Genomic DNA, 16,740 nt, shown 5'->3' on the forward strand with positions numbered 1-16,740 from the left:
CCGGATATCCTCGATTCTGACAATTGGGGATAAGAAGGTGGCAAATGGAAGTTTTTTGTTGGAAATAGTACGAGTAGTTTGGCTGGTATATTGAACAGACTATGGCTTGGAAATTGTAATACCATGACAGGTAAAAGACAGGAAAGGAAAGGTGACAGACGATGAGTAGTCAGGATATATTGAAGGTTGGGGATACAACGGTGATTGGAATGGTGCACTGTCTTCCGCTGCCTGGGACACCAGGGTTTGATGGTGACTTTCAAAAGATCATTGATCATGCGGTAGCAGATGCAGTTACGTTGGAGAAAGCCGGAGTGGATGCGGTGATTGTGGAAAACATGGGGGACACCCCGTTTACAGCATTGCTGACGACTGCTCAGATCGCGGCATTGAGTGCAGCGGCATATGCGGTGAGACAGAATGTGAAGATTCCGATTGGAATTGATGCGGCATTCAATGACTGTAAGGCTTCTCTTTCCATAGCAGGTATGGCAGGTGCAGACTTTATTCGTGTACCGGTCTTTGTAGATACCGTGGTATTCTCAGATGGAATCATTCATCCGGCAGCAAGGGAATGTGTGGAGTTCAGAAAGCAGCTTGGCCTGGAGCATGTGAAGATATTAGCAGATGTCCAAGTAAAACATGCCCATATGCTGCTTCCGTATATCACCATCGAACAGTCTGCAAAGGAAGCAGCAGACAATGGCGCCGATGGAATTATTGTGACAGGAAGTGTCATTGGGGAAGAAACGCCGCTTGATATGATTCAACGCGTGAAAAAAGTTGTTCGGATTCCGGTACTCGCAGGAAGCGGAGTGAAGGCTTCCAATATCAAAGCACAGATGGAAATCGCAGATGGAGCAATCATCGGTTCCAGCCTAAAAGAGGGTGGAATCCTGACGAACCCGATTTCTTATGACCTGGTAAAAGAAGTAATGGATGGATTGAAATAAAAGAAAAGAGGATGATGAGTTATGATGAGACCAATGAAATTAGCAGGAAGCCAGTTGCTCTTTGGTGAGGGCTGTCTGGAGCATTTAAAAGCAATCAGTACCCAAAAAGCTTCTATCGTAATCGGTGGCAGCAGTATGGTAAAAAGCGGAATCCTGGATAAAGTAAAAGAATATCTTGCTGAAATCGGTGCCGAAACACAGGTAATAGAAGGGGTAGAGCCAGATCCTTCCTTTGCGACTGTTATGCGCGGTGCAAAAGAAATGCAGGAATTCGGACCAGACCTGATTATTGCATTGGGTGGTGGTTCCGTTATGGATGCAGCGAAGACGATGTGGGTATACTATGAACACCCAGAGCTGGACTCTCTGGAAGCGCTCCTCCCTCCGAATGAGTTCCCGAAACTCAGGGAAAAAGCAATATTCTGCTGTATTCCGTCAACGGCTGGAACCGCAAGTGAGGTATCCCGTTCTGTAGTAATCTCTGATACCGAAACAGGAATTAAGCATGGAATCGGAAATATGGAAATGATGCCGGACATTGCAATCTGCGACCCAGAGGTAACACGTTCTATGCCTCCTCGAATTACAGCAGAGACAGGAATGGATGCTCTGACACATGCATTAGAAGCGTTAGCATCAACCCGTGCAAATTATATAGGAGATGTCCTTGCGACCCAGGCTGCCCTCGATATTATGGAAAATCTGCCCAAGGCATATAAAGACGGAAATGATATGCAGGTCAGAGAAACAATGTTAAATGCATCTATGGCAGCAGGACTTGCATTTACCAATGTTTCACTTGGAATCGTACACTCCATGGCTCATACACTGGGCAGCTATTTTCATACAGCACATGGATTAGGAGATGCAATGCTCCTTCCTTATATCATCCGCTTCAACAGCAGAGACGAGCGGGCAGCTAGGATCTATAAGGAATTTGCGCAGAAAGCAGGAGGCGAGGACCTGGCAGCAATGGTAGATGTTCTGAACAAAGAACTGAACATTCCTCATGCATTTAAAGAAATTATCCCGGATGAAGAAAAATATATGTCCATCCTGGAAGAGATGGCAGAGATGGCAAAGGCAGACGGCTGTACCAAGACGAATCCGATCATCCCGACCATTGAAGAGTTAAAAGAGTTATTTATCAAGGCATATAAAGGAGAATAAAAATGGAAGTAATTTTATACTTATCTAACGGCTATCCTACATTGGAGAGCAGCTATCAGACCGCAATTGAGTACGCAGATGCAGGATGCCGCATGATGGAAATCGATTTTCCATCCCGTAATCCTTATCTGGAGGGAGAATACATAGCAGACAGAATGGCAAAAGCCTTAGAGGTCTGCGATGATTACGAGAAATATATGGAAAGCATGGTGCGCATTAAAGAGCGTCTCCCAGAGGTACATTTCCTCGTACTGGCATATGAGAACACGATTGAAGAGATTGGGACAGAACGTTTTATTAAATTCTGCAAGGAAAATGATTTTGAGGATGTACTGATGGTCGGATTGAAGGATGAGACAATCAAGAATGAAATCATAGCAAGCGGACTGAAAGTATCCTGTTACGTGCAGTTCCATATGCTGCCGGAGGAAATCGAGTCAGCAAAGGCTTCCAATGGATTTGTTTATATGCAGGCGAAGCCGAACGGGAATATCAATCCAGATTATCCGACATTAAAAGACTGTATCCAGCATTTAAGAGACTGTGGAATCGAACGTCCTATCTATTGCGGTGTGGGAGTACATGCCCCGGAGGACGTAAAGATGGTAAAGGATGCGGGCGGAGATGCAGCATTCGTTGGAAGCACGATTTTAAAGCTGCATGAAGATGTGCCAGCAATGAAAGAAATGATTAAAAGATATAAAGCACAGTGCTAAGTGTGTGAAATTACGTATACAAAGAATAGAAAATCCTGTGAAAAGATGCTTCTCTTTTCACAGGATTTTTTTATGATACAGAAAACTTTGTTCCCTATATCACAAAAAGCCCTCCGGGCGGGATGCACATTGCGGCGTAAGAGGTAGATGTCGCGATGCGACCGATGTGGGCGCATGTTTCAAAAGCAAAACTCGCTATTCTTGTGTTGAAAAAAAATTACAATAGTATTGACGAAAATAGAAAAAATCAAACATATAAAATTGAAAAATATTTTTTAAAATAAAGATAAAAGGATAAACTTTGTTAGTAAAGTAAAGGAATATAGGTGTTTTATAAGACAAACGAGTGAAAATATTTTACAAAATTAAAATAATAGATTGAAAATATTTTTCAAGTATGATATGATTCAATCAAGTTAAGAAAAAGGAGTGAATAGATATGAAAGCAGTTGTATTAAATGCACCAAATGATTTTGCTCCCACAGAGCTGCCTAAGCCGGAGATCGGTGATGATGAGATGCTTTTGGAGATGAAGAAGGCGGCTATCTGTGGAACGGATATGAGAATATTGACAGGGGCAAAGACAAAGGGTGTACGTTATCCATCCGTTATCGGCCATGAGATGTGTGGAGTCATTGCAGAGGTGGGGAAAAACGTAACAGGATTTGAGGTCGGAGATAAAGTCTCCATAGCGAATGTAATTCCCTGTGGTTCCTGTCCGGCTTGTCTGGAGGGGCGGGAGAATGCCTGTATGAACCGTAAGGCAATTGGGTATGAATTTAACGGCGGCTTCGAAGAATATGTCCTGATACCAGAAATCGCGATGAAAAGCGGCAACGTGATAAAACTTCCTAAGCAGGTATCCTTCACAGCGGGAGCTTTAATTGAGCCACTTGCCTGCTGCATCAGAGGGCTGAAAAATGCAGGGACAGGCTTCAATGATTCAGTTCTGATCGTGGGGGCAGGTCCCATTGGTCTGATGCATATGCAGTTATCGAAGATTGCCGGAGCGAAGCAGGTCATTGTCAGTGAACCTAATGAAATGAGAAGACAGATTGCTTTGGAATTAGGCGCGGATAGAGTAGTAGATCCAGAGAAAGAAGATCTGGAGAAGATTGTGAAAGAAGCGACCCGGGGAATGGGTGCAGATGTCATTGTGATGGCCATTGGAGTACCGGCATTAGTGAATTCAACGTTAAAGCTCTGTAAGAAGGGTGGGACAGTCAATTTGTTTGCTGGATTTGCAGGTACAGGAGAGTGCAGTATAGAGGTCAATACCATTCACTATAATGAAATTAATGTAAATGGCAGTACTGCCTACAAAAGAGAAGATTATCTCGAAGCGGCAGATATGGTAATCAGCGGCAAGATAAATTTAGATAAAATTGCGACACATACCTATAAAATAGATGAATTTCAGGCAGCGTATGAGATGTGTAAAAGTGGAAAGGGGCTTAAAATTTTAATAGAGCCTTAAGCGACAGCCCATGAATACATAAAAGGACGTTTAACCTGCAATTGTGCAGGATTTTAAACAAAATATTCTAAAATAAAGGAGAGAAGAATTATGGCAATGTTAGGAAAAGAAGTAAGAATGAGCAGACTGGTCAATCCGAAGAGTAAAAAGATGATGGCGATTACAGTGGATCATGCAATTTCAAGAGGAATTGCGCCAATGACAGGACTGCATCAGATTCAGGACACGATTGATAAGATTATTGTAGGAAGACCGGACGCGATGACGATGACAAAAGGAATCGCGGAGCACTGTATGTGGAAACATGCAGGGGATGTAGCAATGCTCATGAAGGTTTCCAATTATTCCCCTGTTGCTCCGACAAAGGATACTGTTTTTGGCACTGTAGATGAAGCAATCCGTATGGGCGCTGATGCAGTATCTATGGGGGCGATGACGTTAGGCGATTTTCAGGGTGAGCAGTTCGAAACAATTGGCAAGTTTTCAGAGGAATGCATGAGAAAAGGAATGCCTCTAATTGGACATGTATATCCGAAGGGGGAGAGCGTTCCTATGGATAAGAGGACATCTTGGGAAAATATTGCTTATTGTGTAAGAAGTGCATGCGAATTGGGAATGGATATAGTAAAGACCACTTACACGGGCGATCCAGACAGTATGGCGAAGGTTGTTGCATGTGTTCCGTCTACATTCCGTATCGTAATTCAGGGCGGTGATTCCTGCAAAACATTAGATGATTATCTTCAGATGACAAGGGAAGCCATGGATTGTGGAGTCGGTGGTGTTACAATGGGAAGATTTGTATGGGACTACAAGGATGTAACTGCTCTTGTGATTGCACTGCGTTATATCATTCATGAGGGATATAGTGTAAAAGAGGCGAAAGAACTTCTTGCACAGTTGGAGAATGATAAGAATTACGAAGAATTCTAATATAAAAGATGGGTGTCTGAAATGGGGAAGAAGTATTTATTGGGTGTAGATGTAGGTACCACGAGCATCAAAGCAGCCGTAATTGATGAAAATGCCAGGGTGATTGGAATGAGCAGCAGCTCTTATAGAATGATTACGCCGAATCAGGATTATGTTCAGATCGATACAGAAGATATGTGGAGGGCATTACTGAAATGTATACGGTTGTTAAAAGATGGGAAACAGATAGATCTGTCAAAGACGGCCGGAATCAGTATTTCCAGTCTCTGTCCGGGGCTTGCGGCCCTGGGGGAGAATGGGGAAGTGCTGGTCGACCCGATCATTTATTCTGATCGTCGCAGTACAAAAGAAGCTGAGATGATCAAAGAGGCGGTGGGAGAAGAGCAGCTCTTTAAGATTACGGCGAATACTGCAATGGCCGGGGCTACATCCGGGACCTCTATGCTCTGGATAAAACGGAATCTTCCAAAGGTTTACGAAAAGACGAAATATTTTGGCCATGTCAATACACTGCTGGTACAGAGAATGTCAGGAGTGTTTGCAATGGATTATTCGAATGCTTCGTATACGAATCTTTTTGAAACAACAGGAGGATTTGGCTGGTCAAAGTTTTTGTGTGAGAAGGTAGGAATTGACATTTTAAAGCTGCCGCCGCTGCATCCATCTACAGACGTGGTAGGCGGGCTGATTCATCAGGACTTGATTCGCTTAGGGATTCCCCTGCAGACGCCTGTCATTATTGGAGGAGGAGATACTGCCTGTGCATCTTATGCCGCAGGAATTACCAAGAATGGCGATGTGTGTGAATCCGCCGGTACGACGGATGTCCTGACAATCTGTGTGGACCGGCCGAAATTTGACAGAGGTTTTATCAACCGCTGTCATGTGGTCGAAGGCACCTGGATATATCAGGGTGCTTTATCTCATACCGGTTCATCCTATCAATGGTTCCGGGACAATTTTTGCCAGGATATGCTGGCAGAAGCCAAGGGAAATGCAGGAAGAGCGTTTGAACTGATGAATGAGGAAGCAAGTTTGGCGGCACCGGGGTGCGGCGGACTTGTTTTTCTTCCATACATGCTGGGAGAAAGGAGCCCGATATGGGATCCTTATGCAAGAGGTGTGTTTTTTGGACTTTCTTTGCAGACTACACGCAGGGAAATGAACCGGGCAATCATGGAAAGCTGTGGATATGGACTTCGGCAGCTGAGTGATATAGCAGAGCATGTAACAGGGCGTAAAATCAAGAGGTTTGTATCGATAGGCGGAGGCGCTAAAAGTTTGATCTGGGCTCAGATCAAAGCCGATATAACGGGAAAAGATATCGAGATACTTGATATGAATGATATGGCACCGATTGGTGCAGCGCTGCTCGCAGGAGTTGGTGCAGGCGTTTTTGATCATGTTTATGAGGCGGCAGAAAAGGTGGAAAAGAAAGTGTACCAAATTGTAAAAAGCAGCCCTGTGCATGAAGAAGTTTACGGCAAAAGATATCAAGTGTATAAAGAATTGTACCCGCAGATCAAGGAACTATATAAAATAGGGAGTGAATTACAATAGACGTTGTGTAAAGGAAGCGCCATTGGCAGAGGAAAGGAAGGAATAAGATTGAAGATTGTAATTTTGGATGGTTATACTGAAAATCCCGGGGATTTAAGCTGGGAAGGATTCGAGAAAATAGGTGATCTGACTGTGTATGACAGGACCTCTCTTACTGATTGGCAGGAAATTACAGACCGGATCAAAGATGCACAGGCGGTATTAACAAATAAGACCCCTCTTCCGAGAGAAGTGATTAACAGCTGCCCTAAATTGGAATATATAGGTGTTCTGGCGACCGGATATAACGTAGTGGATATTCAGGCGGCCAAAGAAAGAGGAATCGTGGTCTGTAATATCCCTACATATGGCACGGCGGCAGTCGGACAGTTCGCAATTGCTATGTTATTAGAAATCTGCCACCATATTGGTCATCATGATCAGGCAGTCAGAGAAGGACGCTGGGAGAGCAATCCTGATTGGTGTTTCTGGGATTATCCATTGATTGAACTTTCAGGAAAGACAATGGGTGTGATCGGATTTGGAAGAATCGGGCAGGAGACAGGGAGAATAGCGAAGGCCCTAGGGATGCGTGTCATTGCGAATGATGAGTATCCGAACGACGCGGGACGCGAGATTGCAGAGTATGTATCCAGAGAAGAACTGTTTTGTCGGGCAGATGTGATTTCTCTGCATTGTCCGCTGTTCCCTTCTACAGAAGGACTTGTAAATAAAGAAAGTATTGCTAAGATGAAAGATGGGGTTATCATCCTGAACACTTCCAGAGGTCCGCTGATTGTGGAAAACGATCTGGCAGAAGCATTGAACAGTGGAAAAGTATATGCGGCAGGGCTGGATGTGGTTTCTGTGGAACCGATTCGAGGTGATAATCCTTTGCTGACAGCCAAAAACTGTATTATTACGCCTCATATTGCATGGGCGCCGAGGGAAAGCCGGCAGAGGTTGATGAATATTGCTGTAGAGAATTTGGAACAGTTCGTGAAAGGGGAACCTGTAAATGTTGTAAACAGAGCGTAAGCCTGTCAGGGCAGAAACGTTGTAAAGTGGCAATTCCTGTGTTATGATTAAAAAATAAGAGTGCATTACTATACAAAAGATACAAGAGAGATACTCTGTATGCGTTGAGAAAACGGAGGGATTGCTTTGGAAGGAATCAGCTGTAAACAAAAAATCAGGGGGAAGATGAACCATCTTACCAACACGGAGGCTAAAATTGCCAAATATGTTCTGGATCATTATGATCAGGTGTTGAGCAGTAATATTACAGAATTAGCAGAACAGGCTGGAGTCAGTGATGCCTCTGTAGTACGTTTCTGCAAAAGTCTTGGGTATAAAGGATATCAGGATTTTAAAATCAATGCAGCAAGGGATCTTCTGCCAAAGGAGAAGCATCTGAATCCTAGTCTGGAGCCATCTGATGATATGGGAACCATATGTAAGAAGATTTTTGGAACAGAGGTTGCGGTTTTGGACAGGACTCTGGCGGGGTTAGATCTGGAGGCCGTTGAACGGGCCGCACATATGATCCGCAATGCGAAAAAGCTGGTGATCTTCGGCAGCGGAGGAAGTTTGCTCGTAGGCAAAGATGCTCAGCATAAGTTTTTAAAGATTGGGATTCAGGTATATGTTTATGAAGATATGGATATGCAGCTGATGGCTTCGTCATTGATGAAGGAGGATGAGGTCGCACTGTGTATCTCACACTCGGGTTATAATTCTAATGTGGTAAACTGTATGAAGAATGCTGCTGAATGTGGTGCAGGACGTATTGCGCTTGTGAGTCAGGGAAAAACACCTGTCTCAAAGAATGCAGAGGTGGTGCTTTATACTGCTTCAGAAGAGACGATTTTTAAATCAGAATCAGTAAGCACAAGGATCGCACAGCTCGCGATTATTGATAGTTTGGTTGCAATTGTTGCTTTCCAGGATTATGAGGATTCCTATCAGGCAATCCAGCAGACGCGCAGAGCAACTTCGCAGAATAAGTATTAGACGGCTTTCAAAACGTATCAGGTAAATAAAAGAATATTCTAAATCGAGAATGGCATTTGAGAGAAAATAATTTTCACTCAAGTGCCATTTTTACGTTATGTTTTGTATGAAGTGAAAATGAAAGTAAGCGTGAAAGGTAGATTGTGAAAAAATAAACCGAATATAAAATGTAAAAATGTAAAATATTTTCAATATTAAAGAATTAGAACCTATGAAAATGCGGTATTCATATGAAAAAGTGCACAAAAAATAAGAATATATTTGAAAATAATTTACAAAAAATAAAAAACATGTTGAAAAATATTTTCAGATATGGTATAGTTTCAATAACGAAAGAAAACATAAAAAGATAAAAGGCAAGGGGCGGGAAAATGCAGGAAATCGGATGCAGAGAGAATATTAGAGCAAAGTTAAGATTTTTGACTGCAACAGAGAGAAAAGCAGCAGACTACATCCTGTCGAACTATCAAAAGGTATTGAACTGCAATATCAGCGAGCTTGCAGAGTGTGCCGAGGTAAGCGATGCGACAGTAGTACGCTTTTGCAAGAAGATGGGGTATAAAGGATATCAGGATTTTAAAATCAATGCTGCCAAGGATATGCTTTCTAAGATACAGCATTTGAATCCTCAGCTTTCAGAAGAGGACAATACGGAGACAATCTGTAAAAAGATATTCCATTCAGAAATCAGTGTATTGAAACGAACAAGTACGATGCTCAATATAGACGACTTAGAATTAGCGGCAGATAAGATTATCCGCGCAGGAAAAGTGGTCTTTGCCGGTACTGGAGGCAGCCTTTTGGTAGGCCGGGATGTACAGCATAAATTTATGAAGGTGGGAGTGCAGATTTATGTATATGAAGATATAGATATGCAATTAATGTCAGCCTCCCTTTTGGACGAAGGAGATGTCGCTTTTTTTATTTCCCATTCGGGGACAAATAAAAACGTGGTGGACTGTATGAAAACAGCGAGAAGAAGTAAGGCATTTATTATATCGCTTGTGACAAAGGGGAAGACACCTGTGTCGAGAATGTCAGACATCACAATTTATACGGATTCTGAGGAAAATATTTTTAAATCGGAATCCATCAGTGCGAGAATTGCGCAGTTAGCGGTGTTGGATGTGATTGTTTCGATGATCGCTTTGAAGAAATACGAAGAATCTTACCAGGCGATCCAAAAGACAAGAAAGGCCACATCAGAAAATAAATTTTAACAAAAGGCGGGTGGAATAGATGGGATATATAGAAACAGTGACTGGACGGGTGGAGGAAGAGAATATAGGACACTGTCAGCCTCATGAACATGTGTATATTACGCAGACACCGGCATTACTCACGAACCCAGAGCTTAGACTGAATAATCTGGCAGCGTCGATCAAGGAGCTGCAGATGTACAAGAAAGCAGGCGGAAATACCTTGGTCGATGCCAATCCATTAGCAACAGGCCGGGATGCACTTGCCCTAAAAAGTGCATCTGAGGTATCAGGGGTCCAGGTGATTGCATGTACAGGTTATCATATCCCAATATTTTATAGGGAAGACCACTGGATATGGAGCACGCCAGAGGAAGAACTGGAGGAACTTTTCGTACGTGAACTGACAGAGGGAATGTTTCTGGGAGGGTGCTATGGTTGGCCTTCCTACCAGACGGATATCAGAGCTGGTCTTGTAAAAGCCATGCTGACAAACGAAGGAGTCAGCGGCAGGACAGAGGTGCTTTTGAAAGCAGCAGGGCGCGCAGCAGCGAAAACGGGCACCTCACTCATGCTGCATACAGAGTATGGAAAGGGGGCACTTGAGGCAATACAGCTTTTGAAAGAACAAGGGCTGAAAGAGAATCGGATATTGATCTGTCATGTAGACAGGCAGGTCGAAGAGCTTTCTATACATGAGGAAATTGCGGCATCGGGTGTATTTATGGAATATGATACGATCACGCTGTTTGAGTTCCATGATAATGAGTCGGAGATCAGGATGTTAAGGCATATGATAGACAAAGGTTATTTAGATCAGATTCTGATCTCTACAGATCCCACAGCGGACAGACTGAAGAATTATGAAGGGAGATGCGGGATGGATTACATATTGACAACTTTTATTCCGGCATTAAAAAAGCAAGGTTTTACGGATCAGGAAATCATACAGATAACGCAGGAAAATCCGAAAAAAGCTCTTTGCAGATGATTGTGGTGATCTAAGCAGAAAAAGAGCATTGAAGGCACACGAAAGGATTAGTGTGTAAGGTACGGGTTAACTTAGTTTAACTAATTTAAAAGAATATGGAGGAAAAAGTATGAAGAGGAAAGTTGCATTGCTGTTATGTCTGGCACTGACAGGAACGATGGTGCTGGGTGGGTGCGGAAGTTCAAAAGGAGACTCTGATGGGGGAGAGAAGGATGCTTCCAAGGATTCACAGAAAACGAAGTGGGCTTCAACAGATGAGACGTTCAACCCATTAGATGAGAAGGATGCCATAAGCTTTGAGGATTTGAGAGAGAAGTTAGGCGCAATCTCCAAATCAGATAAAGAGTTCAGCTTTGCCGGTAATGTAAAGGCTTTCGAAAACGTTGTGTGGCAGGAAATTGCCAATGGTTATGAAGGATTTGCGGACGATGCCAAGGCAGCAGGAAGAAAACTAACGGTAGATACGACCTCCCCAATGGGCGAAAGTGATGAAGAAGGACAGTTGTCCATCTTAAAGGATCAGGTAAGACAGGGTGTGAATGCGGTTCTTTTATCACCGATTTCTGATGCAAACTGTCTGCCGGGAATAGAAGCTGCTCATGATGCGGATATCCCGGTCTTTGCGGTAAATAATGAGTTTAATGGAGCGGATATGTTTGTTGGTCCGAACTCATTAGAACAAGGTGAGATCGCAGCGGAATGGGTCAATGATAAGATCGGCGGCAAAGGTGAAGTCGCAATCGTCATGGGCATGGCGAAGACAGGCGTGACGAGAAACAGGACAGAGGGATTTGAAAGCTGGTTCAAAGAGAATAATCCAGATATCGAAGTGGTGGCAAAACAAAATGCAGACTGGGACCGTTCAAAGGCGAAAGATGTAGCGGCAACATTTTTGAAGACCTATCCTGATTTAAAGGCTGTTTTCTGTAACAACGATGTTATGGCATTAGGTGTTGTTGAAGCAGTGAAGGAAGCAAATCTGGAGCTGAATAAGGATATCTATGTAATCGGATGTGACGGACAGTCAGAAGCATATGATTCTATCCGCGCCGGAGAAATGGCTGCAACGATTGATTCCTTCCCATATTATGAGGGATATATGGCGGCAGAGGTCTGCTACCGCTGGATGATCGGACAAGATGTCCCGAAGGTAGTATTTACACCTTGCAGGATGCTGGATTCTACTAATGTCGATAAGACAGCAGAGGAAAACTTAGGCTGGGAAGCACCTACATTTGAATAAAGAAAAGCTGCCAGCCGGTGCTGCCATGCCGGCTGGTCTGCTTTCAGGCAATATCAACAGAGATGGAGCCGAAAAGAAAGGAGCAGTGCTTTGTGAGTGAGACAATGATTCGGTTTGATAATATACAGAAAAAATTTCCTGGTGTGTATGCGCTGAAAGGTGTATCATTTTCAATCAACAAAGGAGAAGTGCACGCACTTCTCGGAGAGAATGGAGCAGGGAAGTCTACATTGCTGAACATTCTGCATGGTGTTTTTACAGCCACAGAGGGAGATGTCTATATCGAAGGAGAAAAGGTTAATTTTGAGACTCCGGTAGAGGCGTTGAAATATGGGATCGCAAAGGTACATCAGGAAATACATATGGTAGAATGTCTGACGGTGGGACAGAATATAGCCCTCGGATTTGAAATCCAAAGGAAAGGAAGGCTGGACTATCAGGATATTTACAAAAGGACAGATGAGATCCTTGAACAGCTCGGCTGTAGATTCAAAAGCAGAGACAGCATCCAGGGCTTAAGTGTCGGGGAATTACAGATGATTGCAATAGCCAAGTCGCTCTACCACAATGCAAAGATCATATCCTTTGATGAGCCGACGGCATCTCTGTCAAATGCTGAAACGGAACGACTATTTAAAATTATAGAAGAATTAAAGAACAAGGGAATTACGATCCTATATATCAGCCATAAGCTGGATGAGATATTCCGTATAGCAGATCGTGCTACCATTTTGCGGGATGGGAGCTATATTATGACTGCGGCTGTTGCTGATATGACAAAAGAGGAATTGATAAAAAATATGGTCGGACGGGATGTGTCCAGCTATGCAGTGAGAATGAAACCGTCCTGTGTGCAGGACGAAATCGTATTGGATGTGCAGGGACTTAACGGAAATGGTTTCCGAGATATTAGTTTTGTACTACATAAAGGTGAAATCCTGGGAGTCTCAGGATTGGTAGGTGCAAAACGGACGGAGGTCATGAGGGCCATTTTTGGAATAGATAAAAAAACGAGCGGTGAAATTTTTATACATGGGAAAAAGGTAGATATAAAGTCACCGCAGGAAGCGCTTAAAAATGGAATTGGTCTGATATCAGAAAATAGAAAGAGTGAAGGATTTGTGCCGGTAATGAGTAATGCGATGAATATGGGGCTGGCGGCACTGCCATCTTTCTATAAAGGAATCGGTTTAAATAAACAGTTGATTTATAAAAGCTTTGAGACTTTCGGGAAAAAGGTACAGCTTAACATTATGGATCCGGAACATCTGACACAAAATCTGTCAGGAGGCAATCAGCAGAAGGTGATTTTGGCCAAGTGGTTAGCGACCAATGTGGATATCCTTATTTTTGATGAACCGACCAAGGGAGTGGACGTCGGTGCAAAAGCAGAAATTTATGCCTTAATGGAAGAGTTTGTCGCAGAAGGAAAATCTATTATTATGATTTCTTCAGAGCTTCCTGAGGTCATAGGAATGAGTGACAGAATTATTGTATTAAAGGAAGGACGTATGTCAGCCCTGGTAAACAGAGAGGAATTCAGCGAAACGAATTTACTGGGCCATGCGATAGGTGAGTAGGGATATGGAGAAACTAAAGAAGAGCATAAAATCATATTCGAGAGAGTTGTCTACATTATTGGCACTTTTGTTTATCATTGTTATATTTTCCATCATAGCTCCAAGATATCTTGAAATCAGCAACCTGATGGATATCGTGGAGCAGGGAACAGTAAATGGTTTCCTCGCTATTGGAGTGACATGTGCGATTATCACAGGGGGAATCGATCTTTCCGTTGGTTCTGCTATGGCTGTGAGCATTGTGACGTGCGGCAGACTTGCGGTGGCTGGTGTTCCTCCTCTTGTGGTGGTATTGGTCGGACTGGGGCTGGGTGCCTTTATAGGAATTATCAATGGAGTGCTGGTAACAAAAATGAAGCTGCAGCCGTTCATTGCTACAATGGGTACGAACAGTGTGTTGAGAGGAATTGCATATTTGATCACTGGAGGCTGGCCGGTGCTGAACATCCCAAAGGAGTACCGGGAGATTTTCCAGTATTCTATCGTGCCGAATCTCAGGATGTCTATGATTGTGTTAGTTTTGATGTCGATTGTATATTCCTTTGTGTTAAAGAAGAGAAAAACAGGCGTGTATATTTATGCGATTGGATCAAATGAAGAAGCCACAAAGCTTTCCGGTGTGAATACAGATAAGTTTAAGATTATGGCATATATGCTCTGCAGTATGGGAGCAGCCATGGCTGGTATGGTGACGCTTGCCCGCCTGGGAACAGGGGAACCTACTGGAGGCGAGGGTTATGAACTCAATGCGATCGCTGCAGCAGCAATCGGTGGTACAAGCTTGGCAGGAGGAAAAGGAAGCATCCTTGGAACAGTTCTTGGAGCGTTGATCTTATCGGCCCTTAAGATTGGTCTTGTTGTTGTGGGGATGGATACGTTCTATCAATATATTGCAACTGGTTTGATCATCATTGTAGCTGTATATCTTGAGGTAGTACAACAAAAGGTATCAGGTATCTTTTCTAAAAAGAAGAAAATAGCTTAGCCTCATCAAGGAAGCAGCGAAGCGAATTTTGAATCCTCACTTTGACGCGGGGCAAAGATAGAGGTCATACATAAAAATAAAAAATCAGCAGATAGAAAAAGTACTCTGACGGACCGGAAGCGTTCAAAGACAGCCGGACCGACAGAGTACTTTTTTATCCTTCAAATTCATCTTCTTTCATTCGATATCCCACACCGACCTCCGTAAAGATATACTTCGGCTGTGCCGGATCGGATTCCAGCTTCCGCCGGATGTTCGCCATATTGACCCTGAGGATCTTGTTATCGTCATCTGCATAAGGTCCCCACACGTTCGACAGGATAGAGGCATATGTCATGACTTTTCCTGAGTTCTGGGCCAGGTAAGCGACGATTTTATATTCGATCGGCGTCAGATGGACCTTCTCGCCATCAATGGTAAGGAGACGTTTGGAAAAGTCCAGTACCAGGCCGCCGCAGCGATAGGATCTTATGTAAAGTGTACTGTCTGTATTCAGACGATTACTGTGTCTTAGAGAGGCTCTGATCCTTGCGAGCAGTTCGGAAGTGCCAAACGGCTTTGTAAGGTAGTCATCGGCTCCCAGGTCAAGCGCGGATACCTTTTCCTTTTCTGCGGAGCGCGCAGATATCACGATGATGGGGATGCTGCTCCAGGTCCGCACTTCTTTTATGACCTCGTTGCCGTCGATGTCCGGCAGCCCCAGATCCAGCAATATGATGTCGGGACACTGGGAGTGGATGAGGTTCAGCCCTTCCTTTCCGTTGTCCGCATATAGAACCTTATAATCATGTTTTTTCAAAACTTTTCCGACAAAGGTCTGTATATTCTTTTCGTCCTCGATGATGAGTATTGTAAACTTAGGCGTCATCTTCGTTCTCCTTTTCTTTTGGAAGTGCAAATGAAAATTCGGCCCCATCCTCATGGTTCAGGGCACAAATCATACCGGTATGCGCAGTAATGATTGTCTTACAGATGGACAATCCGATGCCAATGCCGCGGTAGCTATCTGTGTGTTCACTGCTGTATTTTCCTTCAAATATATAAGGAATCTGTTCTTCGTCCAAGCCGATTCCGTGGTCTCTGATCCGAAAAACAACCTCTTGGTCCATGTTCTCGATGATCAGATCGATCGGCTCCTTGCTTTGGGCATGCAGGAAGGCGTTCTCCATCAGGTTGATCAGGACCTGTTCGATCAGTGTTGCGTCCATTGGAATCATTAGAAAATCCTCTGGCATGGAGACGTGGACGGTCAGCTTGGGATGTCGTTTCTGCACCCGGGTGATGGCCTCTCCGACGACTTCTTCCACGACTTCCAGCGATTTGATCACGAGCCCGGAATCGTTTTGGATACGTGTGACCGTCAGAAGGTTCTCTACCATATTCAAAAGCCAATGCGCATCCTCGTTGATATTCGCGATCAATTCAATCTTTTCTTCCTGTGTTAGGTTCTCCTGGTCCTCCAAATAAGAGGCGGAGGAACCAATGATGCTTGTCAGGGGAGTGCGCAGATCGTGCGATACAGCCCGCAGCAGGTTCGCGCGGATGCGTTCTTTCTCTGCTTCTGCCAGCTTCCGTTCCCGTTCGTCTAAGATGGCTTTCTGCTTTTTTATCCGCGTCGTAGTGGTGCTGGTGATCAGACTGATCGCAAGCATCCCAACGAATGTAATAGGGTATCCGGCAATGGAAAAGTCCATCTTATAAAAAGGATAAGTGAAGAATACATTCACTGCTGATACGCAGAACAGTGAGGCCAGGATTCCGTAGAGATATCCAGTCGTATTAAGTGCAATCAGTATCAAAGCAAGAATGTAGATCAGTGCTATGTTAGCGGAATTCTTATGTCCCAGATGGAAGAATAAAAAGGAAAGTGCAGTTGCAGCGAGCAGCCCGAGCAAAGTTATTCCCAGATTTCTAAATATATGTCTGTTCAATCTTAAAATC

At 43.7% G+C, this 16,740-nt stretch carries 15 protein-coding genes; 13 read left to right on the forward strand and 2 right to left on the reverse strand.

The annotated features are described in order from the left end of the window. The first annotated feature begins 161 nt into the window (after positions 1-161). The 13 genes from HGO97_RS00365 to HGO97_RS00425 all read left to right on the forward strand — a co-directional run bounded on the left by HGO97_RS00365 (position 162) and on the right by HGO97_RS00425 (position 14,799). Complete coding sequence (locus tag HGO97_RS00365) at positions 162-953, forward strand: BtpA/SgcQ family protein (RefSeq protein ID WP_216238326.1); 792 nt, start codon at positions 162-164, stop codon at positions 951-953. A 21-nt stretch (positions 954-974) separates the two neighbouring features. Next, positions 975-2,123 carry an iron-containing alcohol dehydrogenase gene (locus HGO97_RS00370; protein WP_216238328.1) on the forward strand — a complete coding sequence of 383 codons (1,149 nt, stop codon included), beginning with the start codon at positions 975-977 and terminating at the stop codon, positions 2,121-2,123. A gap of 2 nt (positions 2,124-2,125) precedes the next feature. Further along, positions 2,126-2,839: a tryptophan synthase subunit alpha gene (locus HGO97_RS00375; protein WP_216238330.1), complete on the forward strand. Its 714-nt coding sequence runs from the start codon at positions 2,126-2,128 to the stop codon at positions 2,837-2,839. Between the two features lie 439 nt (positions 2,840-3,278). Then, positions 3,279-4,316: a zinc-dependent dehydrogenase gene (locus tag HGO97_RS00380; RefSeq protein ID WP_216238333.1), complete on the forward strand. Its 1,038-nt coding sequence runs from the start codon at positions 3,279-3,281 to the stop codon at positions 4,314-4,316. 90 nt (positions 4,317-4,406) lie between these two features. Next, positions 4,407-5,249, forward strand: a complete 843-nt coding sequence (locus HGO97_RS00385) for a class I fructose-bisphosphate aldolase (protein ID WP_216238335.1) — start codon at positions 4,407-4,409, stop codon at positions 5,247-5,249. A gap of 21 nt (positions 5,250-5,270) precedes the next feature. Further along, positions 5,271-6,809: a xylulokinase gene (locus HGO97_RS00390; RefSeq protein ID WP_216238337.1), complete on the forward strand. Its 1,539-nt coding sequence runs from the start codon at positions 5,271-5,273 to the stop codon at positions 6,807-6,809. 48 nt (positions 6,810-6,857) lie between these two features. Continuing rightward, complete coding sequence (locus tag HGO97_RS00395; protein ID WP_216238340.1) at positions 6,858-7,826, forward strand: D-2-hydroxyacid dehydrogenase; 969 nt, start codon at positions 6,858-6,860, stop codon at positions 7,824-7,826. A 126-nt stretch (positions 7,827-7,952) separates the two neighbouring features. Continuing rightward, entirely contained in the window at positions 7,953-8,801 is an 849-nt protein-coding gene (locus tag HGO97_RS00400; protein WP_216238342.1) for a MurR/RpiR family transcriptional regulator, read from the forward strand. A 371-nt stretch (positions 8,802-9,172) separates the two neighbouring features. After that, positions 9,173-10,021: a MurR/RpiR family transcriptional regulator gene (locus HGO97_RS00405; RefSeq protein ID WP_216238344.1), complete on the forward strand. Its 849-nt coding sequence runs from the start codon at positions 9,173-9,175 to the stop codon at positions 10,019-10,021. Positions 10,022-10,040: 19 nt separating this feature from the next. After that, a complete protein-coding gene (locus tag HGO97_RS00410) occupies positions 10,041-10,991 on the forward strand; it encodes a phosphotriesterase family protein (RefSeq protein WP_216238345.1) in 951 nt (316 codons plus the stop codon). A 109-nt stretch (positions 10,992-11,100) separates the two neighbouring features. Beyond that, positions 11,101-12,234, forward strand: coding sequence for a substrate-binding domain-containing protein (locus HGO97_RS00415; protein ID WP_216238347.1), 1,134 nt, complete (start codon positions 11,101-11,103; stop codon positions 12,232-12,234). A 92-nt stretch (positions 12,235-12,326) separates the two neighbouring features. Continuing rightward, on the forward strand, positions 12,327-13,814 hold the full coding sequence (locus tag HGO97_RS00420; protein WP_330654132.1) for a sugar ABC transporter ATP-binding protein: 1,488 nt from the start codon (positions 12,327-12,329) through the stop codon (positions 13,812-13,814). A 4-nt stretch (positions 13,815-13,818) separates the two neighbouring features. Beyond that, on the forward strand, positions 13,819-14,799 hold the full coding sequence (locus tag HGO97_RS00425) for an ABC transporter permease (RefSeq protein WP_216238349.1): 981 nt from the start codon (positions 13,819-13,821) through the stop codon (positions 14,797-14,799). 154 nt (positions 14,800-14,953) lie between these two features. Here HGO97_RS00425 and HGO97_RS00430 read toward each other — a convergent pair whose 3' ends face one another. Together HGO97_RS00430 and HGO97_RS00435 are read right to left on the reverse strand one after the other, a co-directional pair. Next, the gene (locus HGO97_RS00430; RefSeq protein WP_216238352.1) at positions 14,954-15,667 is read right to left on the reverse strand and encodes a response regulator; all 714 of its coding nucleotides are present in this window, start codon (positions 15,665-15,667) and stop codon (positions 14,954-14,956) included. After that, on the reverse strand, positions 15,657-16,730 hold the full coding sequence (locus HGO97_RS00435; RefSeq protein WP_216238354.1) for a sensor histidine kinase: 1,074 nt from the start codon (positions 16,728-16,730) through the stop codon (positions 15,657-15,659). Before HGO97_RS00435 ends, HGO97_RS00430 begins: the two co-directional genes overlap by 11 nt. Positions 16,731-16,740 lie beyond the last annotated feature (10 nt).

Origin of the sequence: Faecalicatena faecalis, from assembly GCF_012524165.2 — a bacterium.
GTDB classification, from domain to species: domain Bacteria; phylum Bacillota; class Clostridia; order Lachnospirales; family Lachnospiraceae; genus Faecalicatena_A; species Faecalicatena_A faecalis.